Consider the following 22,302-nt stretch of genomic DNA (forward strand, 5'->3'; position numbering starts at 1 on the left):
TCGCGATGCGATTAGACAACCTACAATAGATTACCAACAACAGTTGACAAAGAGCCCAATTCAGTCTGATCCTTCACCCGGCAACGTGTTACTTCGCCTCGTACCCCCGTTTAATCAGCGCAATCAAGTCGTCCTCGGACAAATTGAGCTTGCGCGCCTCGCTGGTAAAACGGCTCACGTAGCGATCATAAAACTCTGCGCGGCGTTTCTCGCGAATGGTCGTTTCGGCCGTGGCCGTGACAAACATTCCGACACCTCGGCGTTTCTCAATCACGCCCGCCGCAACGAGCCGATTGATGCCTTTGAGCACCGTTGCTGGATTAATATGAAATTCTTTGGACATCTCTGTCGTGGACGGCACTTGTTCCCCCGCCCGATAGATGCCGGTGAAGATCGCCTCTTCAACTTGTTCGGCGACCTGCAAGTAGATAGGTTCCGGACTATCGAAATTAAATTTCATTTTACTTTCCCACATTCTTTGTGAACTCGTGTCGTCTGCTAATCGGCCGGCGCCTTAGGTAAGACAATGCGCCAATACAGCAGCAACGTAATCACGTAGTAAATCGCGTACAGTCCAATGAAGATGGCAAAGATGCTGCCAATTCCTAAATAAGGACTCATTGGGCTTTGCATCAGTGGCTTAAACATCTGGAGACCGAACAGAACATCGATTACTCCCATGATACCAGGAATTAGGAATAAAATCCCAATTTCTTTAGCAATCCCGTGACGCATCAAGTTTTGCCGAACCCCAATCTTGTAGAGCATTTGGTAACGTTGCTTATCACCAGGCGCCCCAGAGAGGATCTTAAACATCAGGCAGGAAGCCAACATGGCCAGGAACGCAATACCCAGGAAGTACCCCATGAATTCTAAGCCACCGAAGAAGGCACTCATCAACTCAAACGATTGGTAATTCCCAACGGTCATCGCTGACGGCTGGGCAAAGCGTTGCAGCTCTAGCTTATTCAAATGCTTCAGAACGGCCTTATCCTGATTCATGCTCTTAACCCGCACCGTTGTTACCGTGACGGTCTTCCCCCGTTGCTTGGCAAATTGCTTAGCATTCAGGAATTGTGGGGCGTAAAAGCCTTGTTCGCTACGAATCGCCAAGCTCAAGAAGTCGAGGCTTTGACTGCCACTCTTCTTGAATTTCGCCAGTGACTCCGAGTAATAGGCGGGATGGGTTCTGTACTTGGCCTCCGTCGTCCCCCTGTTTAACTCAAAGGGTTGCCGTTTTAACTCGGCCGTGTTGTAGTAAACGACCTTCCCCTGCCGCTTTTGTGTGTAAGTGGCTTGGTGCTTAACGTTTAATTGATCGATCAGTTTCTGTTCTTGGGCATTCTTATCGTGAATGGCCACGGTATAGGTACCCAGACTGTTCGCCATCATCGGTAACTGGCGGTGATAGCCGGACCCGACGGTGATTGCCCCCAAGGCCATGGCAAATAGCAGCGACACAATCGTCAGCATCCGAGTGTAATTGTAAACCCGGAAGTTCAATTGACCTAGTAAAAAGCCATTGAGGTGTTTTTTAGCCCATTTGGTCCGCCGTAAGCCTTGAATAATCACCAGGATCGTTGCCCGGAATAGCAGATAAGTCCCGATGGTAATCGTCACCAGGGCCACTGGAATTGCGGAAACCTGGAGTGTCTTAATGGCGGCTAACGCCCAGTACCCGATTGCCAGGAAGAGGACCCCCAGAACGGCGGATACCATCTGCCGAAAAGGATGGATCTTGGGTTGGTTAGCCTGTTCGTCCGTATGCAGTAGTTTCAAGACGGTCGTCCGGGTTAACCGAACCAGGTTAAATAATGAGGCCAAGATGAAGAGACCCACGTACAACACCGCCGTCGCAATAACTGCCGGCAGGTAAAAGGCCGACAGATGGGCGAGGTGCAGGCCCAGCATATCCAGGAGCAAGCCCACCAGGAATTGGCTCATCAACAGGCCCAAAACAATGCCGACCGCCGTGGCCAACGTTCCTAAGATCAGCGTTTCCAAGAAGACCAGTTCTCCCACCCGTTTCCGCGTAGCGCCGAGCATCATGAACAGCCCGTAATCGTGCTGACGCATACTTAGGAGAAAACTGTTGGCATACATAATGTAGACAATGGTAATCAGGATCAGTAAAACCGCCCCGAACCCAAAGATAATAGCCGCCTGACTCACCACCGCGTTGGCCTTGATGAAGGCCTGGTTAGTCGCCAGATTGGCAAACATATAGAAGATGGCGGCCGACATGGTCAGCCCCACCAGTAAGACGAGATAATCTCGCCGCCGGTTCTTAATCCCGGCTAGTGCTAATTTTCCTAACATTTTGACTCCCCCTACTCGTTGAACGTACCCAATTCATTTAGGATCTGTTGGTAAAAAGCGCTCCGATCCTGCTCCCCACGTTTAATCTCAGAACCAATCTGACCATCCTTAATGAAGAGAATCCGCTGACAGAAGCTGGCAGAGAAGGGATCATGGGTCACTAACAGGACCGACATGTGTTGTTCCCGGTTAATCGTCGTCATCAAATCTAACAGCTCCCGGGCACTCGTGGAGTCCAAAGCCCCGGTGGGTTCATCCCCCATCAAAATAGCGGGGTGATGAACAATCGCCCGTGCCGCCGCGATCCGTTGCTTTTGCCCCCCGGAAAGTTCCGCTGGATATTTAGGCAATAGATCCGCAATGGACAAGGTATCAGCCACTTCATGGATGGCCTGATCCATCACCCGTGAAGAGGTTCCCTTTAGCGCCAGGGGCAAGCCAATGTTTTCCTCCGCCGTGAGACTCTCTAACAGATTGAAGTCTTGAAAGATAAAGCCGACCTCTTGGGCCCGAAAATCCGCGAGCTGATTGCCCCGCATCTTGGTCACGTCATGGCCGTTAACCACCACGTCCCCCTTGGTTGGCGTATCCAATGTGGATAACATGTTTAGTAGGGTCGTTTTCCCCGAACCAGAAGCCCCCATGATACCGACGAATTCGCCCGCTTCCACCGTAAAGTTAAGCCCCTTCAAGGCTTGATACTGGCGCTCGTTAGCTTTCCCGTAAGTTTTTTCCAGGTCGTGAACATCGACCACAGTGTTTGTTGTCATTTTAAAGTCCCCCGCTCTTAAGTGTATTGGTTAGTTACTTGTGTAATTAACTATAACGGTTCGTCTGAAATTGTCAACTACTTTTTAATCTTTAGTGTCCAGATCCTGGCTGTAAGTCTTGACGCTTCAGCGATAAGCAGCTAATTTATGAGGGGGTTCCGTCTTATCATTTACTGAAGATTGAAAGGCTAGTAGAACTAAACTGATCACCTGCGGCTGTCAGAGATTCCGGTTAAATGAGTTCTTAACCCTGACATTAGTGTGGATATCGCTGAGCTGGCAACGTTCATCCTAGGTTATGGACAACATGCCGTGGAGCCGTGAGTGAGCCAAATTGGGGCTCAGCCGTGGGATTTTCCAAGTGGGCTACTTGGAAATGGCGACTTTGAAACGATGGTTTTTTCGGTTCAAAGCGAGGGAGAAGACCGCTCCTCAGGCTTCTCCCGTCCTGCCCACCGCGTTCCAGTCCAAATTTGGCGAACAGTAAGGCGGCAGTTATACACCCTGTTGCCTGTATTTCAGCAACTGATTTCAACTCTGCAATGGAACGTGGTGGTAAAACGACCTACTCCCACGCTTTGAACCGGAATCTTCCATCCCCCCTATCTGATTTCACGAATGCACTTACGGGAAAATCCGCTGCTTTCGTTGTACAATTAGTTATGTGAGCTTTAAATCTGAAAACGAAGGGGTTTTTCTGATGAAACAACTGCAATTAGGTGGCAGCAACTGGCAAGCATCCGCTGTCGCTTTGGGTATCATGCGGATGGGTGTTCTGGACCAAGCTGACGCCGTCAAGGCACTCCAAGCAGCCCACGAAGCGGGGATTACCTACATTGATTCCGCTGACATCTACGTGAACGGTAAATCTGAAGAAGTCTTTGGCGATGCACTTAAGGCTTCTGGTCTTTCCCGTGATGATTTCTACATTCAATCTAAGGGGGGCATTATTGTTGACCCTAAGCGTAGTCATGACGACCTGGTCTTTGGTCAACGCTACGATTATGGCAAGCAACACCTGATTGACTCAGTCGATGGGATTCTCTCTCGGATGGGCATCGACTACTTGGATGCCTTCCTTCTCCACCGGCCAGATCCATTGATGGAACCAGAGGAAATCGCCGATGCCTTCAACACCCTACAACGTGAGGGTAAGGTTCGGCACTTTGGGGTTTCTAACTTCAACGTGCAACAATACCTGATGGTGCAAGAGGCCGTCGATCAAAAACTCATGTTCAACCAGCTACAGTTCAGTGCGGCTCACGCCGGGATGATCACGGAAGGCCTGCACGTCAACATGGGCGATGTACCTTCCCACAATGACTTTGGCATGATTGAATTTGCGCGGCGCAACCACATCACGATTCAGGCTTGGTCACCTTTCCAATACGGCCTGTTCGCGGGAATGTTTATTAACGATCCTAAGTACCCTGAATTAAACAACGTCTTGCAGAAGCTGGGTGACAAGTACGGCGTCTCCAAGAACGGGATCGCCGTTGCCTGGATTCTACGGCACCCGGCTAATATTCAAGTCTTACTCGGAACCATGAACCCAACCCACATCAAGGATAGTGCGGCCGGTGCCGACGTTAACTTAACCAAGCAGGAATGGTACGACATTTACCTGGCTGCTGGGAACGATTTACCTTAAACTAAACCTTCATAAAGAGTGAGATCTCACTCAACAACTGGCTTTTTCAGAATTTCAAGTTCTGAAGGGGCCAGTTTTTTTGCCATGATGCTGCCGTAACACGGGATACAGACTGCCCGATGGCCCACTCTTTTCGATTCATGCCACTTCTAATCGCTGAGTTGGCCCATTTAAAATTGCAGCACCCTATTAATCACGAAAAGCGTCTTCCCCCATCCCTCATCGCCGCATAAATTCAGCCGTGCGCGTTAACTTTCAACCCCAACCGCCGATCAACCTGGCCGTTTAAGTAAGCGCTGTTATTTCGGGAGGCTGATGGATCGCTATCGGCCTAAATTTCACGGCTTCAACGCAAAAAAAGTCAGTATTTTCTCCAAAAATAAGACGCCGTCATCCCTTGATACGCCTGCGTTTATTCCCCATTCGTATTCCACAATTTAAAAACCCGCAAAAAAGTTTGTCGAAGGGGTTGTACTTTTCCAAGATGGTGTTAAACTGTAGTTGTAATCAAGGGCGAGTGATTACTCGCTCGATAACTAGAAAGGGGATTTTATCATGTTTACCACAACATTTTGGATTCTTGCTATTTGGTTAGTTATCAACGGGATTTGGACTTGCACGGCAACGACAAACCGGGAATTAATGAAGTGGTTCGGCTGGATCAACGTGGTTGCTATTATTGCCGGCTTCTGGGTATTCTACGGTGTCACTGGCGTTGCCGGTCTGACCGGCTGGTTCACGGCGGTCAACTGGATTAACGTGATCTTAGCTATTACGCAGTTCTACTTTGCATACAAGAAGACGGCTGCACAGGCACATTAAGTTAATAACATGAGCACTTTACTTAAAAGCCGGGGATGACTGCGAGCATTCCCGGTTTTTAATGACTTCATTTGTCTCCCTGGTGTTAGCTCCTCACGATAAGTCGCGGCACCTCCCCAGTGGTAATTTCACACCAAGCTGGTAAAATTAGGACTAATTAGTGCCACGATTAATGGGGTGAAAATCACGCGGTTCAACCATCGCGCTGGAACTTGTCCCCTTATTATTTCCCAAAAGTGAGCCAGAACGCTTCTCACTCCCCACAGTAGCTGCGAATGGCGACTAACCCCTTTTAAGCGTCTTCCACCTGGTTAACCAACCTCGCTATTGTCACCGTATTACGACTTTAATCACGCTCAAAAAATTCAAAAATAAAGGTGGTCATCCCATGTCTATCAATAAGATTTTGGACCAGTTTCCCGCCACAATTCAGGCGACCAAGGAACTCACACAGAAACAAAAGGACGTGCTGATTGCCAGTATCCAACTCTTTGCTAAGCAAGGATACGCGAATACCAGTACGCATCAAATCGCGGTGGCCGCTCACCAATCCGAGGGCACCATGTTCAAGCATTTCAAATCCAAAGCCAATATTCTCAGAGCTGCGTTAGAGCCCGTCATTCAACAGATTATTCCCGACGTGGCTGCGGAATTGAAGAAAGATACGCTGAGTAAGCCCTTCACGAATCTTCACGACTTTCTCGTCATCTTCGTCAAAAATCGCATGGACTTTGCGGAGGCCAATCAGGATGCCATCAAAGTCTTCTTCAGCGAACTCCTCTACAACGAGGACTTACGGCAAGAGTTCATTGAGGTTGCTCGGGAACAGTTCATCGGCTCATTCGAAGGAACGGTCCACCAGCTTCAAAAACACCAGCTCATTATCGATTGGCCCTTTAACATGATTTTTCGTTACATTGCCTCCATCGTCGCCGGCTACATTCTCGATCGCTACGTCCTCTTCCCCAATCGCGACTGGGACGACGACTATGAGGCCAAGTATCTGGTTGCCGAACTCGAAAAAGTCCTGCAGCCCGAAAACAACTGATTAACCCGCAAAAAGGACCTGGGACTTTCATCCCAGGTCCTTTTTTCACTTTCCTCAACCGTACGTTAACGCGCAACATTAAGGGGCATCCGTCAGTTGCCACCTCAATTCTCCCTGATAGTCTCCTGCCGTGGCATCGGCATCAGCCAAAACCAGTAGCCCGGTATCCGCGGCCCAACTGCTGGCCACATCCGTGCGTTCATCATCCGTCTTCGTCGAACGTTGTTCAATGACGATTGGGGCCGTTCCGACCGTTTGCGTAGACGACTGTTTCCGGTAAACCACATTGCCCCGCAGTTCACGGCCCTTAGACGTGGTGAAGGGTTGACTTACGCACAACTGCAACTGCCAAGAATTCCCACGACCACGGCTATCACGAACGCACAACTGCCAGTCCTTGTCCCGCGAAATCAGCTGTTGCTTTCCCGTCAGGCGACCCTGAAAGGCACAATAACACGGCATACTTTCAAACGCCAATTCTCCTGAGTGTTGGGTTGCGACAATCTTTAAGGGTTGGGCTTCATCCTGTCGGTTACGCGCTGCAATTGAAATCTGATTGGTGCCAGCCTTTAACTGTGCGTTGGGAATCACAAATTGGAAGCGACCGGTCATTCCTTGCCAGTTTCCCTTAAGTTGTTCTAAGGAAAAGGTCCGGTCGTTCACCCTAATTTTCAAGCGATTGTCCTTCATTGCATCGGCATCAAGGGGCTGTCCCTGATTGGACAATCGGGCGGTCACGGTCAGATCTTCATCCTTCTCTAGACTAACCTCAGACGCTCCCAGATTTTCCAATTTTAAATTCAGCTTACGTTGTACTGTATAGCCTACCGAAGCCATTTCGACATAATGATCGGGCCCAGCAAAAATGACTTTACGTGGCGAAACATACGTGTCACGTGCCATCGCTTGTGCCTCGCCATTTAACATGAATTGCAAGGACGGGGCCTTCTGCGTGAAAACTGGCTGCTCACTGGCAAAGTCCACCCGTTCCGCCAGCAAATCATTCCCGTGAAGCGAATATAGAGGCGTCTGACCATCCGCAAAAAACTGGCCGTTCAGTCGTTTAATCACGGACCCCATCGGTAGGTATGCCGTTCCCTGAGTCAGGGTGCCCCCTGTCGTGGCGCGCAGATCCGTGGCACGCATCACATCTCGCAATTGGGTTCCTGCTGTAACGGCATCCCCAGCCGTCAGCGTGCGTTGTACCGCTGCTCCTTTCATAACCATGGTCTGAGCTGACGTCTTGAAGTGTAATTGCCGCGGGGTCTCATCCAATACGATTAATTGGTTAGCACTATTACTTTTCCCCGTAGATCCCGTAATTCCCCAAGTAGCCGACTCAGCGGCCGTCTGGCCATCCGGTGACAGTTTTTTCAAATCCACGGTAACCGTGTCCTGAACTTCAGGGGGCACTGGTTGCCGCGTTTCCAAATGCCGATCGTTAAAGGCATAGGTCAACTGACTTTTTTGCGCGTGCCAGTCAATGGTCACATGACGCCATTTTCCATCTGCGGGATGGCTCATCGCCTTGGCCTGCTGGTGATTCAGCGCGTAGTAATATTTATTCCGACTGCCATATTGCTTATAGGTTGCCGCTTGTCCCGGATAAGCACTCGCAATGTGTGGTCCGCGACTGGCGATCCCCTCATGATCGTAAAAACTCCCCGCACCCACTCTTGGCGCATTATTGACGGTCGTATCAAATTCCAAGGCCCAACTGTTCTGAATGGCACTTTGGGCCAGAAAATTAGCCGATAAAAAGCCATTTCGATCACCCGCCCATACGCCCAAAGATTGCCCTTTGCCACCATTGGCAATAGCATGCGTTCCCCCATCATCATTCTGCAGAACAAACGCCATCCCCGAACTCAGGTTAGTGGTTTTATGGCCAAAATACAGCCAAAATGACCAACGTGTATCGTGCGTCAAGTCAACCTTGGCGCTAGTTTTTCCTAGCTTTTGCGACCAAAATGCACCGACCTGCTCACTCCGGGGTTGAATATTATCATTGGTAATCTGGGCAATGGACTGTTTGGTCACGGCCCCATCAACCAGTTGCGTTGCTGAGAAATCAACACCCGCAACTTCAAATAAAGCGGCCATTGTCATACCATTAGGCGCCGACGCAACGGCTGCCCGCATGTCAGCGTCCCACGCGACACCAGAGGCTTGGGCCTGTTGCTCACCCAGCCAACCAATTCCCAGGCATATTAACATCATCAGTAATCGGTACATTTTCATCCTTCCTCCCGTATGTTCTCAAATAACACGCGCTTGGAGATTATACCTGAAAGTTCACGATCGATACATTGTAGTTGGTGATTTTTTGATTAAGATTGTGTGAAATACAGTTGTAGTCAATTCAGATGTTGAAACAACGGGCTTTCGTTGTCAACATCGTCGCTTGATTTTTCGAAGCCTAGCCGTTTAAAAATGACTTTTTCAGCATGAGCGACATTCATTAACGGTTGAAATCAATTCGGCAAAGAATGAGATAGTTTTACACTTTACTCGGCATTTTCCAACGTCCACTGCAGGGTTCCCTGATAGTCCCCGGCCACAGCGTCCCCGGCAACGTCCAGTAAAATCCCCGTCTCCGCCGTCCACTTCTGGTCAAGCCACGTCAGTTCATTGTCCGTCTGACTAACCTTATCAATCACCGTCGTCCCCGCAGCATCTACGGATTGGTGCTGGTCCTTTGTCTGAGCAAAGAGCGGCTGACCACGCAATTCCCGATCGGTAGTCGTCTTAAAGGCCGCCGTTAGGGCCACCTGCAATTTCCAATGTTGCTTGGCACCGCGCTCGTCACGAACGGCCAACCGCCAATCCTGATGGCGACCGAGCAGTAGTCGCTGCCCCGTTAAGACGTGCGATGCAAACGCCACCCTTTGGGGAACCACTTCAAAGCCCAGGGTTCCCGGCGAGCGAACTAGTGAAACCGTGAGTGTATTTGACAGCTGCTGGTGTCCCTTCGCTTGCAGTTTCAGGACATTATCTCCCTCATTTAGTAGTTCGGCCGGAACCTTCAACTGGTATTCCCCCGCAGTCGTCATCTGCCCCGCAAAGTCAGCCAACGGTCGTACCTGCCCATTTAGGTTAATCTCCAAAGGATACGTTTCTAATTCCGCTGGAGATAAGGGGAGGTCCCCGTTGCGTAACCGTACGTTAACCGTGGCCGTCTCGTGGCGTTTAAGGACATACACCTCGCTTCCCAGATTAGTCAGGCGCAAGTATAAACCACCGGTCACCTGATAAGCTGGGGCCGTCAGACTGGTCTGATAGTTGTCGCCATAGAAGCTGGCCGTTGCGGCCGGTCGCGTTACGGTTTGTTTAGCTGGTAAAGCTCGTCCGGTAACGGTCACGGTCGCACGATGTCGCTGCTTCGTTAATCCCTTGGACCACGTCACCTTGAGCGGCCCTTTCTGTGGTCGGTCAATAACCTCTGAGGTCTGATCGTCATAAACGATTCGACCCCCGTCGACATCCAAACCTGCTGGCACTGGCATCGTCATGGTCAGCGGCGCCAACACCTGATCATCCCTGGCCGGTTGATAATCAAACTCATAGCGATAGGTGAGTTGATCCCTCGCAGCGACCGTATCCCCTGACGCAATCTCCCGATGGGTTGTCCCGTTATCTAAGTGAACCGTCGACGCAACCTTCCCCAAAGATGAAGAATGATCAATCATCACCAAATTATTCGCGCTATTAGTGGGTCCCGTGGCCCCCGTAATTCCCCAGAAGGCCTGGGTGGGGTCCGCCATTCCCACTGTAATATCTTCGGGTTTGACCTGGAAAGTGTCCGAGTTAAACCAATCCCGTCGCTGATTCGTCACCGGATCAACGTCGTCATAGTAGTATTCGAGATACCGCGACTTGGGGTGCCAAAATATCGAGAAGTGATGCCACGTGCCGTCCGCGCCATGAACAATTGGATTGGCGTGGTAATGACGCATGCCATAACCTATATTTGGCTGCTCAAACCGCCACAGATAGTAACTGGGATCCGCCGGCGACGCGTAGGCGATGTGCGGTTTCTGCTCCGTCGCCTGGGCAAAGTCAAAATAACCATTTAAGTTCGTGATATCCGCATTCACATGTGTATCTAGCTCTAATGCCCAGCTGTTTTGAATGGCCGTCTGAGCAATCTTCTTCTCCAATCCTTTTTTGTCGCTGGGGACGGTTACGTTGGGGACAGTTCCCCACACGCCCAACGCTTGGCCCGCGTTACCGAGGGCCTGGTCTCTCTGTGGCGAGTTGTGGACGACAAAGGCCATGCCCTCACCCGCATTCGCGCCCCGGTCACCAAAATAAAACCAAAAACCCATTTCCATCTCGCGGGTGAGGTCAAACTGATTTCGGTGTCTTCCCGTTCCCACGTGCGACCAGATGGCCCCCACCTGATTGGGGCTGTCCGGCGTAATCTGCGCGATGGATTTCGGGACGGTTGGTGAATCCAGTAGCCTAGTGGCCGAACCCGGAATGTTGGTCGTAAACACTTGGTCCAACGGCAACCCTTGTGGCGCCGTTGCAATGGCGTGCATCAAGTCCGCATCCCCCGTCGCTGCCCGTGCGGTTCGCGTCTCCCACAATGTCAGCACAAGCCCCATCATTAAAAATAGCAACCCAATCTTTCTCACCATATTATCCTCCACGTCATTTATAAAATTAAATTATACATATTTTCAGAGTCAATGGTATAAAAAGGTCCGCATATAAATAATTAGGTATTATAGACGTAATGTTAGCGATTCCATTTAACGTCAAATAACACGGCAGGTGAAATAACCACCCTGCCGTGTCTTTTAGCCTAATTATGATTAAATTTATTGATCAGCACCTTAGACGGCCGCGCCAATCGGATCAAGCCCAGCGTTAGGACAATACTGATGGCAACCATGCCGGCACCAAAGAGTGGGGTCCATCCCAAACCAAAGTGACTGGTGACTTGTCCACCAATGCCCGAACCCAGCGCAATCCCTACATTAAAGGCCGAGATATTCAGTGCTGAAGCCATGGTAATGTCAGCCGGCGTGTATTTCTCGGCTAACTGGACAATGTACAACTGCAGACCTGGCACGTTCATGAAGGCAAAGAAGCCCATGGCTAAGACCGTGAAGAGACCCAGCCACTGACTGTTGGCCGTCACAGTCAAAACTAGCAAGGTCACGAACAGACCCATAAACATCTTCAGTAACGCGGCGAGTGGCTTGGCATTGGCCCAACGACCACCCAGCGTGTTGCCAATAGCAACCATCAATCCGTAGATCACTAAGATAATCACGACGGCGCTACTGGACCACCCCATCTGTTGTTCCAGTAAGGGAGACAGGTAGGTGTAAGCCACGAAGGTTCCCCCGTAGCCCAGGGCCGTGACCAATAGGGCAATCAACAATTGGGGATTACCCAGCACCCGCAAGATCCCGCGTGCCGTGGCCTTACTTGGCAATGGCAGGTTGCGCGGAACTAACAGATAATCGGCGACTAACCCAATCAGGCCAATCAGACTAATGAAGATAAAGGACCACCGCCAGCCGCCTAGCTGACCAATCATGGTTCCCAGAGGCACCCCGGTCACCGTGGCCACCGTCAGTCCCGTAAACATCACGGCAATGGCCGAGGCCCGTTTGGAAGGGGCCACCACGTCCGCCGCAATGACGGAAGCTACGGTCATAAAGATCCCGTGGGCCAGCGCAGCAACGACCCGACCAGCGAGTAACACGGTAAAGGTCGGGGCAAAGGCAGCCACCAGATTACCCGTAATGAAGAGCAACATGATAATTGTCATTAAGGTGTGCCGGTTAATCTGCCCGGTCAGCAGCGTCATAACGGGGGCGCCGACCATAATGCCCAAGGCATAAACCGAAACGGTTAACCCAGCCTGGGCCAGGCTAACGTGGAAACTTTGAATCAATAAGGGAATCAACCCCACACTGATGAATTCAGTTGATCCAATGGCGAAGGCGCTCACGGCCAGTGCCAGTAATGTCAATGTTGGTGAAAGTTTTTTTGTCATAATGACCTCCTTGAATTGCGAACTCGATAAATATTGATTATACTGGCTAAGAACTTTAGAACAAGAACCCACTTTAAAGTGCCCTACCCACCAAAAAGTAACCATCAGTCAGGAGGCCGTTTTATGCCCACAAAAACTTATCACATTGGCGTCGAAGCGACCATGGAAATCATCGGTGGCAAATGGAAGTCGATTATTCTCTGCCACCTGCGGCATCACACCATGCGCACCGGGGAATTGGCCCGCGCCATCCCTCAAATTTCGCAAAAGATGTTAACCCAACAACTACGGGAACTGGAAGCCGCTAACATTGTCTCCCGCCACGTCTATCAGCAGGTTCCCCCGCGCGTAGACTATGCGCTCACGGATTATGGGCAATCGCTGTCCGGAATTCTTCACGAACTCTGCGTGTGGGGCGAGGATAACATCGACCGGCGGCAGGCCGAGGGTGAAACGATTACCTTGTTGAGCCGGGATGACGTCTAGCCGGACAGCTTTGCCACAACTTCAGATTATCTTCACGTGAAATCAAGCGGCCAGCATAGAGGTGCTGGCCGCTTTACTATACCCAAAAACCAGAATCTAAAGGTTGAAAGATGAAATACCTACCGCGTCCCAGTCCCATATCTGCCGACCGGTAAGGCGAAGGGACCGCTGGGTTGCCAAGTTTTAGGCTCACTGTTGTTAGACGAAACGTGGGACCAACGGCAGTCAACGCGCATTAACCGTCTTTGGTCCCCCTCTCTTACAATCCCCGAATCATTAAGATTTTCAACCATTTAAAAATAGTTGGTGCACCCTGCTTACAAACCCTGTATAATAGGTGCGTTATGGCTCTGTCATGCATCACTTATCAGCTACATACTTCATCGGAGAAGGGAAAAAACATGCACGTATTTATTAATGTCGTGCCGCAAACCAAGTTGGACTGGGCGTGCCTAAGCACACTCGTCGGGGAGTTAACCAGCCAACACTTTGCGGCCGCATCTATTAACTTGCAATTACCTGCGGGTCAGGCCTTAACGACCGCCCAGCAGCAACAGGCCACTGAATGGGGCCTCACGGTCAACCAATCACCGGTCACCCCGGCACCCCTTAACTACGTCATTAACTTACGTGAAAACGATCATATCTTACCCGGCGCCCTGCAACAGTGGGCCCAAGTCATCACCAACCATCCCGGCAGTCCTATTAGTCTGGCGGCCTTTGACTTGCAGCAATCTCTGGACGACCAGATCATGGCCTACGTCGCCGATCACCAGGAATCCGCCCTACAGCAGACCTATCGTCAGCTGGTCACCGAGACCATCGATGACCCGGACGAACGGCTACTGACCCTGTGGAGCCTGCAAAGCTACAGCGTCCAGACCAATCTGCAAAACGTCCGGCTCATGACGCAACGCATCCGGCCAACCGGCATTCTACTGCCGACCGAATTGTTAACGTCCACATTGCCGCTAGTCTCTGCGGCACAGGCCTTTGCCATCCTGCGGCAGGCCACCGATATTGTCCGTTTGCACGTGCCAACCCTGCAACGGGCCATGTGGGCCGAAGCCACCCCAATCGCCTGGCTTGACGAACTAGAAGCCATCGATCCCGCACAGCTAGACGTGATGTGGCAACCCGTTTACGCTGACTACTTCCAGCGACAACTCAATGCCATCCTCACCGCTGCCGGACATAAACAGCTCTCAAAACCAGCGCACACCGCACTACTTGCGCGTATCAAGCAATTGACTACTAGGCCTACCCATCACTGGTCTCGCCTCGGGTTATTGCAACTACTGTCACCCCGTGTGGCGCATCAGTTGTTCTACTAGGAGGCTCCCATGAAATTTAGCATAATCACACCCTGCCAGCCGTCAGAGTTATCCCAATTACTAGAATTACGGCACAATTTATCTCTACAGGCCACGCAAGATTTCGAGTGGGTCATCGCCCTAAATGTCCCTCTCGATCTAGACGCAACCGACTGGCACCTGCCGTTTGCCGTTCACCAAGTGACCTTTAAGGGAACCACCGTGGGGGCGGCACGCAACGCGGCGCTACAAGCCGCCACCGGTGACTGGTTGGTCTTCGTCGATAGCGATGACTACCTCACCCCCAACGCCTTAGCGGAAATGGCCGCCATTGCGCCGTTAGCGGCCGACACGTTAGCCGATCTCTATCAATTTCCCACCTACGAACCCCACACGTCCTTTGTCGCGAGCCAACAACAGCTACCGATCAAGGATCGTCTGCCAAAATGGGGCGGTGCCAAACGCCGGCAACCCAAGAACCACGCCGTTAACCTCAACGAGGCAACCCTCGGGAGCTTAACTACGGACATCACGGTTGCACCGGCGACGCTTAACTGGCTTCAGCACAAGTACACCCTTAACTCGGGGGATAACCGCTGGGAACAGTTCAACCGCCAACTCAAGATCACGGGTAAGGTGATTAACCGGCAACTCGTTCAGGATCAGCACCTGACCTTTGACGCGGACAACGCCCTCTATCCGGATTACACCTTCCTTACCCAGGTCATGGCACACACTAGCGCTTACCTGCGATTGGCTAATCCGACCTACATTCGGGTCAAGCACAATGACCCCGTTAACCAGCCCTCTGTTCATCAATTAGACGTGCCCGATCGTTGGCAACAACGTGTCGCTGCTTGGCACACGAGTCTAGAGGCGATTACCGATCCCGAGCTCCATTTGGCCTTTAGCCGATACAGCCTCTATCGCCTGCACCGTTTTCTCTACATGGCTTTAGCCACCGGCGCCACGGCCGAATCGGCCACCGTAACGGATGTGCCCGGCCTGATTACCCAACTTCACAACTTTTTACAACTCGTGGATGAGGAAGCCTTGGGTGAGGTCTCGATGCTCAGCCGGCATATCCTTAACCGGATTCGCCGGCAACCCGTTTACCCACGACACGCCATCAATCGCATCGTGCATCTTCGCCAACTGGGACGGGTCATCAAGCATCGCGGGCGTGGGATCACCCGCCTCTCTTACATGTGGTGGTTCACTAAGATGCCCATCAAGTCCAAGACGATTCTCTACGAATCCTTCCTAGGACGGAACTTCTCGGACAGTCCCAAGGCCGTCTACAACTATCTTCAGACGACTTATCCTGGCAAGTTTAAACACGTCTGGATCTCCAATCCGGGCGTTACCGGCATGCCTAAAGGGCAACCGAATACGATTGTGGTTAAGCGCTTCGGCTGGCGGTATATGTACTATTTGGCCACCGCTAAGTTCCAGGTCATCAACATGCGGCAGCCGAAATGGTTCGTAAAACGACCTGGCACTAAGTTCCTCGCCACTTGGCACGGGACCCCACTGAAGCACCTGGTGTTCGACATGGACAACGTGGCCAGTGCCAACCCCCTGTACAAGCAGATCTTCTTCCAACAGTCGCGGCAGTGGGACTATCTGGTCACCGCCAATCAATTTTCAGTGGATGTCTTCGAGCACGCCTTCATGTATCCGGTAGAAAAGATGCTGAAGTCCGGTTACCCCCGCAACGACATTCTCAGTGCACCGGACCGCGATGCCCGTGCACGACAGATCAAGGAAAAGCTGGGGATTCCCCAAGACAAAAAAATCATCCTCTACGCCCCTACTTGGCGTGACGATGATTACTACGGTGTCGGTGACTACAAGTTCACCTTGAAGCTGGACATTAACCGGCTGAAACGCGAGTTGGGTGACGACTACGTGTTGGTCTTACGGACCCACTACTTTATCACGGAACACTTGGACACGACGGGCTTTGGTGACTTTGTCTATAATGAATCCAGTTACGACGACATTGCCGAGCTCTACTTGATCTCAGACGTGTTGATCACCGACTACTCCAGTGTGTTCTTCGATTACGCCATCCTGAAACGCCCGATTCTCTACTTCGTTTACGATTACGAGAAGTACGGCAGCGTCTTACGTGGTTTCTACCTCGACATGGAAAAGGACTTACCGGGTCCCCTGTTGAAAACTAACGATGATGTCCTGGCAGCGTTACACAACCTGCCCCAGGTCACCAAGGACTATGCGGCGGCCTACGCCACCTTTAGCCAACGGTTCAACGCTTGGGAAGACGGTCACGCCACACAACGCGTGGTTGACGCCTTTTTCGATAAAACCGATTTACAGTAACCCAAAACGCCCTACTCGTGCTGCTAGCACGGGTAAGGCGTTTTTTACTATCTCTATCACATTGACTAAACCTGCCGCCTTACCGTTCGCCAAATTTGGGCTGGAACGCTGTGGGCAGGACGGCCAAAGCCTGAGAAGCGGTCTTTGCCCTCGCTTTGAACCGACAGCCCACGTTTCAAAGTCGCCATTTTCCAAGCAGATCACTTGGAAAATCCCACGGCTGAGCCCAAATTTGGCTCACTCACGGCTAGACGGTCTGTGATCAATTAAAGGTGATCAACAATGACATTTCAACGCTGACTGGTTTAGCGTAATGGTGAAAAACTAACGTAACCGGAGGAGGCCAGAGATGGAGGCAGCCGTGACGACGGTGTTAGCCGGGCAGCGGCTTACAGCGTGGGACGTGTTTGGAGACCGGTGAACTCTACCGGGCTTCAAACCGAGCCGGAGGACCGCTTCTCAGGCCGCAGGCGGTCCCCACAGCAGCCGGAATCTCTGGCAGCCGCAGGTGGATGCATTATCTACTAGGCTTGGCGAACGGTAAGGCGGCATCCCTAGTCAGTTGATAAATTAAGCGTCGCCACGTTCCTTTTCATGCTGACGGTGCCAAATGTCGGCGATCAGGCTGGCCAACGTGATCGCTGCCAACTGGTCTTCCGCCGCCCGCTGCACCTGATCGTAAGCCACCCGCAACGTGTCCTGGATGTTGCCCCCGACAATACACTGGGGATTCGTCTTGTCGTCAACGTGCAGTAGCGTTGCATCGGGTTCCACCGCGCGATAGATATCCAGCAACGAAATGGCCGCTGGTGCGCGCGTCAGGGTAGGCGTGGCCGTCCCCTGCTGCGTCGCTAACAAACCGGCCGAGCGCAAGGCCGCCATTAACCGGCGCACAAGGCCCGGATTGGATTCGATACTCTGCGCAATCGCCGTACTGGAGAGATCGCCCTCGTGATAAATCTCAATATAAGCCAGGATATGAACGGCATCACTGAGTTTGTGCGAATAGCGCATCCGCTGACCTCCTAACTTAAGCTTCTGGCGCGTAGGTCGCCGCTAGAAAGTCCGGCAGACTCTGCGCTGGATGGCCCATAATCGTCTGGTAGTCATCCGTTACTGTGGCCAACATTCCCCGACCACCGGCGTCGTACATGGACGCCAGCATGTGGCCCTCGTTTCCTTGATCGTAAAGCGCCGCAAATTCGCTTAACGTGACCGGTGCATAGCCAATCGTCGCGCCCGAAACCGTGCTCAACACCTTAGCCAATGCTGGCATGGTGTAGGACCGTTGCTGGGTCAGCGTATAGGTCGACCGCCGCCACAGAGCAGGCGTGACCGCCACTTTGGCAAATGCCGCCGCACTATCGGCCAGAGTGATGAAACTCAGCGAAGCATCCCCCATGGGATAGATGACGTTGTGCCGGTCGATCAACTCCGGTAAGTAAGGCACCAATGGATCGGCGTACAGGGCATTTCGTAAAATCGTGTAACTCAGATCCGATGCCGCCAATCGGCGTGGCACGTAGCCGTAGAACGCGGACAAATCAAATGGATTATCGGCTTGATCGGCAATGAAGCCCATCACAATCAGGTGACCCACGCGGGCCCGTTCTGCCGCCGCAATCACGTTTTCAAACTCCGTCACCCGGCTAAAACTATCGTGACTCTTACTGGGGACGTAGATTGCCACGTCGGCCGTGTCTAAAACCGTCGTAACGGTCGCGGAATCGCGGTAATCCAACGGCAAGACCGTCATCCCCTGTTGCGCAAATGCTGCGGCTTTAGCTGGGGTGTGCACGCCCAGCGTGATCTCTCGTGCTGCCACCAACTTTGCCAGTTCCTGAACAATTTGTGTGCCTAAATGGCCAGTAGCTCCCGTAACGACATATTTCATGTTTAAACGCCCTCCTTGTTGTTACTTAAAAAGTAACATGATTGCCAGAATTCGTCAAAGATTAACGTCCGAGTTTTGCGAAATTTTGCAGTTTCTATGACAGAAACGACTATAATGAGGGTGAGGTAGATTACCCCAAAAATAGTTTCAATGAGGAGTGAGTAACGTGGTTCAACAATTAGCTAATAAAGTTGCAATCGTCACGGGTGCCGGATCTGGAAAGGGCCAAGCCATCGCTGAATTATTTGCTAAAGAAGGCGCCAAAGTTGTGGCGGTCGATAGCAATGCGGCGACTTTAAACACCGTTGTTTCGGGTATCACGGATGCCGGCGGAACCGCCATCGCTGCCGTCACCGACGTCACCAAAGACGCCGATGTCACGGCAATGGTTCAGCGCGCGGTCGATCAATTTGGCCATCTCGACATCCTGGTTAACAATGCCGGGATGCTGGATAAATTGGCGCCCACTGACACCCTGACCAACGAGCTGTGGGACCGCGTCATGACAGTCAACACAACCAGTGTGATGTTGGCCACGCGTGAAGCCCTCAAGCGTTTCACCGCACAGGATTCCGGCGTCATCTTGAACATCGCCGCCGTTGAGGGCGACACGAGTGATCGCGCCAGTGCGGCCTACGCTGCTTCCAAGCATGCCGTGGTTGGGCTCACTAAGAATACCGCCTTTATGTATCAAAACGCGGGGATTCGCACCAATGCCATCGCCCCCGGCAGCAAGGATGCGGATGCTCCCGCTGGCCTGGTCATGCCCACGACGCCCGACGGTAACAAGATTGCTCAGACGGCCTTGTTCTTATGTTCGGATGCCGCCAGTTACGTGAATGGTGTGGTTGTACCGGTTAAATTTTAAATATAAACGTCAAGAACGCCTTGAACCAACACTGCTACTGCTGGTTCAAGGCGTTTTTTCTAGCCGCCATTTAAGTTAGGTCAACGCCCCCATCCACGTGGAGCACCTGACCCGTTACAAATTCATTGCCCATTAAGTAGAGATACGCCGAAGCCACCTCATCCTTGGTTGCGATCCGCTTTAGGGGAACCCCCTGAGCAAAGTCGGCCGCCTGGCGTTGGACCTGCTCCGCCGTTAAATCACGCCACAATCCCGTTGGCGTCCAAGTTGGGGCGACAGCATTGACCCGGAAATCTGGCGCCATTTCCACGGCTAATCCCGCCACCATCGTATTAATCGCTTGATTGCCAATAATGGCCCCGGAAGCATCCTGTGGGTGCCCACCAGCACCGGAAGTCATGATCAGTGAGCCGTGTTGGTTCAGATGCTTTGCCGCCACTTGAGCGAGTTGGAGATTCGCAAAGAATTTGTCCTCCACAGCTTGCCGAATCGCCGCAACCGTATTATCCAAAAAGCCGCCCCCCATGGCACCGCCGAGGAATGACAGAATATGATCAAATTTTTCATTTTGCGCGAAAAAGGTCGTCAGTTGCTGAACATCCTGTGCGTCAAGAGCCGTCCCCCTAATCGTCCCCTGTCCTGCCAATGCTTTAACGGTCGCATTCACGTGCGCTGAGCTGTGCCCAATGACCTGTACCACCGCACCAGCCGCAAGCGCCTGTGCCGCAACCGTCTTGCCGAAGCCCGAGGTGCCACCAATAATCAAGAGTCGTTGTTGTGTCAAATTCATGTGATGCTCGCCACCTTAAAAGACGTTTAGTCTCATCATAACGCAAGTTTCCATCAACGTTAGAAAAAAATTGACGCCATGCCAATCGACTTGTAGACTGAGACCAGACTATTTAGCGGCTAAGGAGATGTGTCAGTCAATGACATGGATAATTTTACTAATTACGGGATTTTTAGTTGGCCTCCTGGTCATTTCGACCGGTGGCGGTGGCGCGGCCATTTACCTAGGCCTTCTAACAACCGTCTTTCATCTGGCCCCCGCTTCGGCCGCAGCAACCTCCCTGTTCACGGCCTTCCCCTCACTCTTAGTGGGCGCTTACGGTCATTACCGCACCGGTCAGATTCAATTCAAAGTTGGCAATCAAATGCTGATTGCCGCCATCCCCGCGACCATCGTCGGTGCGCTCATCTCTCCCTACATCCCCACCAAAACCTACACGTGGCTGGTGGCCATCATTCTGTGTCTGTTAGGGATTCAAATCCTCATCAACCGTTTCAGTCGACAGGCGCGTAAGCCCGTCGGCCACCCCAATAGTCAGGCCGTAGGCTATGGGATTCTCAGTGGTCTGATGGTTGGTGTCGCCGGTCTCTCCGGTGGCGGCCCCATCATTGCGGGATTACTGGTACTCGGGCTCGACATGATCCCCGCTGCGGCGACCTCCGCCTACGTTCTCGTCGGCACATCCTTGGTCGGTCTGCTCTTTCACATGTCGGCAAACAACATCAACTGGGGAATTGGCGTTAGCCTGATGATTGGTGCCGTGATTGGCGCCTTCTGTGCCCCACGCCTTCTGATGCACGTTGATCCCCAGAAGATGAACCAATACGTCAAACCCTTTATTGGCGTCCTCGTCATCATCATGGCATTGAAGATGGTGATCTAGACTCATTTGAAAACAATCTATACCCTAAAAAATGGTGACCAACCGCAATACCAGTTGGTCACCATTTTCAATTTCGTTTAACCGTTAAGCTTACTCGCGACGACGCTTGATGATCAGCGCGCCTAAAGTTCCCAATAGGCCGGTCAACAGGGCCGTTCCCACTGCCGGTGCCCAATTATTCTGAGCTTCACCCGTTTGTGGTAATTCACCCAAATCGGCTAAGATCCGATTCCGAATAGCTTCTAATTGGGCAACCAAGGTCGTATTTCCTTCGGCCTTTGCCCGGGCAATTGCGGCATCGACTCTCGCTAATAATGCTTCTTCACTCGCATGAGCGGCTGCTGGACTCTCTGCCTCATCAGCAATCAAGTCGTCCCAGAAATCTTCTACTTCTTCATCGTAATCTGGCCGAACGTGTTCGTAGGTCAGGTCCTCATCGCCGTCTTCACCAGGAACCTCTTCCCCTGGTTCTTCAGTACCAGGCACTTCTGGTTCGGGTGTTTCTGGACCAGGGACTTCCGGTTCAGGTTCTTCTGGCACTTCCGGTTCCTCTGGTTCTTCAGGATCTTCCTTGTCGCTATTGCCTTGTAGATCCCACCGGTGGGTTTCGGCGTTGACAATCACCTTGTCAGCGATGATGTTCCCATCGATATTTTGGTTCGCCACAATGGTTGCGGATGGTGCTAACATGCTGCCTTGGAATGGGGCATTGACGTTAATCGTTCCACCATATTGCTTATTACTTGCCGTGCTGTCGTAGAAGTTCCACAGCAGATGATTGTCACCAAAGTGTTCCGTTTCCTGGTTATCCCGATCGATCCCATCGCTGTAAGTGAGCTTAATCTGGGAATTAATCGTGTAGTCGTCTTGGCCGCCCGTATCCACGTTAAAGATGACGGTCGTCCCATCAGCATCGGGAGACAATCCCTTGATGTACAGTGGCGTATTGCTCTGGAGTACCTCTGGCGTCAGGTTAATCACAATCTGATTGTTGGCGTTAGGCGTCATGTTGCTAACGTCAATCACACGGTTATTTTGATCGAAAATTGCAAGAACAAGTTAGCCACACAAAACAGCCCCAGGATATTCCGATATC

Annotated in this window: 18 protein-coding genes; 8 read left to right on the forward strand and 10 right to left on the reverse strand. The window is 51.8% G+C overall.

From position 1 onward, the window contains the following. Window positions 1–88: 88 nt before the first annotated feature. The 3 genes from FD28_RS01775 to FD28_RS01785 are packed head-to-tail and all read right to left on the reverse strand — an operon-like array spanning window position 89 to window position 3,089. Window positions 89–460, reverse strand: coding sequence for a GntR family transcriptional regulator (locus FD28_RS01775; RefSeq protein WP_057731994.1), 372 nt, complete (start codon window positions 458–460; stop codon window positions 89–91). Between the two features lie 38 nt (window positions 461–498). Continuing rightward, a complete protein-coding gene (locus FD28_RS01780) occupies window positions 499–2,319 on the reverse strand; it encodes an FtsX-like permease family protein (RefSeq protein ID WP_057731996.1) in 1,821 nt (606 codons plus the stop codon). 11 nt (window positions 2,320–2,330) lie between these two features. Further along, a complete protein-coding gene (locus FD28_RS01785; protein ID WP_057731997.1) occupies window positions 2,331–3,089 on the reverse strand; it encodes an ABC transporter ATP-binding protein in 759 nt (252 codons plus the stop codon). A 700-nt stretch (window positions 3,090–3,789) separates the two neighbouring features. Between FD28_RS01785 and FD28_RS01790 the strand changes: the two genes are divergently transcribed. From FD28_RS01790 to FD28_RS01800, 3 genes are all read left to right on the forward strand, one after another. Continuing rightward, entirely contained in the window at window positions 3,790–4,740 is a 951-nt protein-coding gene (locus FD28_RS01790; protein ID WP_057732000.1) for an aldo/keto reductase, read from the forward strand. A 555-nt stretch (window positions 4,741–5,295) separates the two neighbouring features. After that, complete coding sequence (locus FD28_RS01795) at window positions 5,296–5,562, forward strand: hypothetical protein (protein WP_057732002.1); 267 nt, start codon at window positions 5,296–5,298, stop codon at window positions 5,560–5,562. A 388-nt stretch (window positions 5,563–5,950) separates the two neighbouring features. Next, window positions 5,951–6,610: a TetR/AcrR family transcriptional regulator gene (locus FD28_RS01800; protein ID WP_057732004.1), complete on the forward strand. Its 660-nt coding sequence runs from the start codon at window positions 5,951–5,953 to the stop codon at window positions 6,608–6,610. 78 nt (window positions 6,611–6,688) lie between these two features. On the opposite strand, the gene FD28_RS01805 is transcribed toward FD28_RS01800, so the two are convergent. The 3 genes from FD28_RS01805 to FD28_RS01815 all read right to left on the reverse strand — a co-directional run bounded on the left by FD28_RS01805 (window position 6,689) and on the right by FD28_RS01815 (window position 12,626). Continuing rightward, complete coding sequence (locus tag FD28_RS01805; RefSeq protein ID WP_057732006.1) at window positions 6,689–8,845, reverse strand: L-type lectin family protein; 2,157 nt, start codon at window positions 8,843–8,845, stop codon at window positions 6,689–6,691. 272 nt (window positions 8,846–9,117) lie between these two features. After that, on the reverse strand, window positions 9,118–11,253 hold the full coding sequence (locus tag FD28_RS01810) for a lectin-like domain-containing protein (RefSeq protein ID WP_057732008.1): 2,136 nt from the start codon (window positions 11,251–11,253) through the stop codon (window positions 9,118–9,120). Between the two features lie 167 nt (window positions 11,254–11,420). Next, window positions 11,421–12,626, reverse strand: coding sequence for an MFS transporter (locus tag FD28_RS01815; protein ID WP_057732010.1), 1,206 nt, complete (start codon window positions 12,624–12,626; stop codon window positions 11,421–11,423). A 123-nt stretch (window positions 12,627–12,749) separates the two neighbouring features. Between FD28_RS01815 and FD28_RS01820 the strand changes: the two genes are divergently transcribed. From FD28_RS01820 to FD28_RS01830, 3 genes are all read left to right on the forward strand, one after another. Beyond that, window positions 12,750–13,112 (forward strand): winged helix-turn-helix transcriptional regulator, encoded by a 363-nt coding sequence (locus FD28_RS01820; protein WP_057732012.1) that lies wholly within the window; start codon window positions 12,750–12,752, stop codon window positions 13,110–13,112. A 401-nt stretch (window positions 13,113–13,513) separates the two neighbouring features. Next, on the forward strand, window positions 13,514–14,446 hold the full coding sequence (locus tag FD28_RS01825) for a hypothetical protein (RefSeq protein ID WP_057732015.1): 933 nt from the start codon (window positions 13,514–13,516) through the stop codon (window positions 14,444–14,446). Window positions 14,447–14,455: 9 nt separating this feature from the next. After that, complete coding sequence (locus tag FD28_RS01830; RefSeq protein ID WP_057732017.1) at window positions 14,456–16,771, forward strand: CDP-glycerol glycerophosphotransferase family protein; 2,316 nt, start codon at window positions 14,456–14,458, stop codon at window positions 16,769–16,771. Between the two features lie 570 nt (window positions 16,772–17,341). Here FD28_RS01830 and FD28_RS01835 read toward each other — a convergent pair. Both FD28_RS01835 and FD28_RS01840 read right to left on the reverse strand, forming a co-directional pair. Beyond that, entirely contained in the window at window positions 17,342–17,785 is a 444-nt protein-coding gene (locus tag FD28_RS01835) for an Rrf2 family transcriptional regulator (RefSeq protein ID WP_057732019.1), read from the reverse strand. 16 nt (window positions 17,786–17,801) lie between these two features. After that, a complete protein-coding gene (locus FD28_RS01840; RefSeq protein WP_057732021.1) occupies window positions 17,802–18,665 on the reverse strand; it encodes an NAD(P)H-binding protein in 864 nt (287 codons plus the stop codon). A gap of 166 nt (window positions 18,666–18,831) precedes the next feature. Here FD28_RS01840 and FD28_RS01845 point away from each other — a divergent pair, with 166 nt between their 5' ends. Further along, a complete protein-coding gene (locus FD28_RS01845; RefSeq protein WP_057732022.1) occupies window positions 18,832–19,533 on the forward strand; it encodes an SDR family NAD(P)-dependent oxidoreductase in 702 nt (233 codons plus the stop codon). A gap of 70 nt (window positions 19,534–19,603) precedes the next feature. On the opposite strand, the gene FD28_RS01850 is transcribed toward FD28_RS01845, so the two are convergent. Beyond that, complete coding sequence (locus FD28_RS01850; RefSeq protein WP_057732024.1) at window positions 19,604–20,323, reverse strand: SDR family oxidoreductase; 720 nt, start codon at window positions 20,321–20,323, stop codon at window positions 19,604–19,606. A gap of 139 nt (window positions 20,324–20,462) precedes the next feature. On the opposite strand from FD28_RS01850, the gene FD28_RS01855 reads away from it, so the two are divergent. After that, a complete protein-coding gene (locus FD28_RS01855; protein WP_057732026.1) occupies window positions 20,463–21,206 on the forward strand; it encodes a sulfite exporter TauE/SafE family protein in 744 nt (247 codons plus the stop codon). 90 nt (window positions 21,207–21,296) lie between these two features. Here the strand turns inward: FD28_RS01855 and FD28_RS01860 are convergent, their stop codons facing one another. Continuing rightward, on the reverse strand, window positions 21,297–22,253 hold the full coding sequence (locus tag FD28_RS01860) for a collagen-binding domain-containing protein (RefSeq protein WP_083478083.1): 957 nt from the start codon (window positions 22,251–22,253) through the stop codon (window positions 21,297–21,299). Window positions 22,254–22,302: the final 49 nt, after the last annotated feature.

Source organism: Levilactobacillus hammesii DSM 16381, assembly GCF_001434395.1.
GTDB classification, from domain to species: domain Bacteria; phylum Bacillota; class Bacilli; order Lactobacillales; family Lactobacillaceae; genus Levilactobacillus; species Levilactobacillus hammesii.

Excerpts from the sequence above, each read along its gene's own strand:
- FD28_RS01800 (WP_057732004.1), top strand. The coding sequence starts at position 5,951 with ATGTCTATCAATAAGATTTTGGACCAGTTTCCCGCCACAATTCAGGCG.
- FD28_RS01790 (WP_057732000.1), top strand. The coding sequence starts at position 3,790 with ATGAAACAACTGCAATTAGGTGGCAGCAACTGGCAAGCATCCGCTGTC.
- FD28_RS01825 (WP_057732015.1), top strand. The coding sequence starts at position 13,514 with ATGCACGTATTTATTAATGTCGTGCCGCAAACCAAGTTGGACTGGGCG.
- FD28_RS01810 (WP_057732008.1), bottom strand. The coding sequence starts at position 11,253 with ATGGTGAGAAAGATTGGGTTGCTATTTTTAATGATGGGGCTTGTGCTG.
- FD28_RS01795 (WP_057732002.1), top strand. The coding sequence starts at position 5,296 with ATGTTTACCACAACATTTTGGATTCTTGCTATTTGGTTAGTTATCAAC.
- FD28_RS01840 (WP_057732021.1), bottom strand. The coding sequence starts at position 18,665 with ATGAAATATGTCGTTACGGGAGCTACTGGCCATTTAGGCACACAAATT.
- FD28_RS01850 (WP_057732024.1), bottom strand. The coding sequence starts at position 20,323 with ATGAATTTGACACAACAACGACTCTTGATTATTGGTGGCACCTCGGGC.
- FD28_RS01815 (WP_057732010.1), bottom strand. The coding sequence starts at position 12,626 with ATGACAAAAAAACTTTCACCAACATTGACATTACTGGCACTGGCCGTG.
- FD28_RS01835 (WP_057732019.1), bottom strand. The coding sequence starts at position 17,785 with ATGCGCTATTCGCACAAACTCAGTGATGCCGTTCATATCCTGGCTTAT.
- FD28_RS01805 (WP_057732006.1), bottom strand. The coding sequence starts at position 8,845 with ATGTACCGATTACTGATGATGTTAATATGCCTGGGAATTGGTTGGCTG.
- FD28_RS01830 (WP_057732017.1), top strand. The coding sequence starts at position 14,456 with ATGAAATTTAGCATAATCACACCCTGCCAGCCGTCAGAGTTATCCCAA.
- FD28_RS01785 (WP_057731997.1), bottom strand. The coding sequence starts at position 3,089 with ATGACAACAAACACTGTGGTCGATGTTCACGACCTGGAAAAAACTTAC.
- FD28_RS01780 (WP_057731996.1), bottom strand. The coding sequence starts at position 2,319 with ATGTTAGGAAAATTAGCACTAGCCGGGATTAAGAACCGGCGGCGAGAT.
- FD28_RS01855 (WP_057732026.1), top strand. The coding sequence starts at position 20,463 with ATGACATGGATAATTTTACTAATTACGGGATTTTTAGTTGGCCTCCTG.
- FD28_RS01820 (WP_057732012.1), top strand. The coding sequence starts at position 12,750 with ATGCCCACAAAAACTTATCACATTGGCGTCGAAGCGACCATGGAAATC.
- FD28_RS01775 (WP_057731994.1), bottom strand. The coding sequence starts at position 460 with ATGAAATTTAATTTCGATAGTCCGGAACCTATCTACTTGCAGGTCGCC.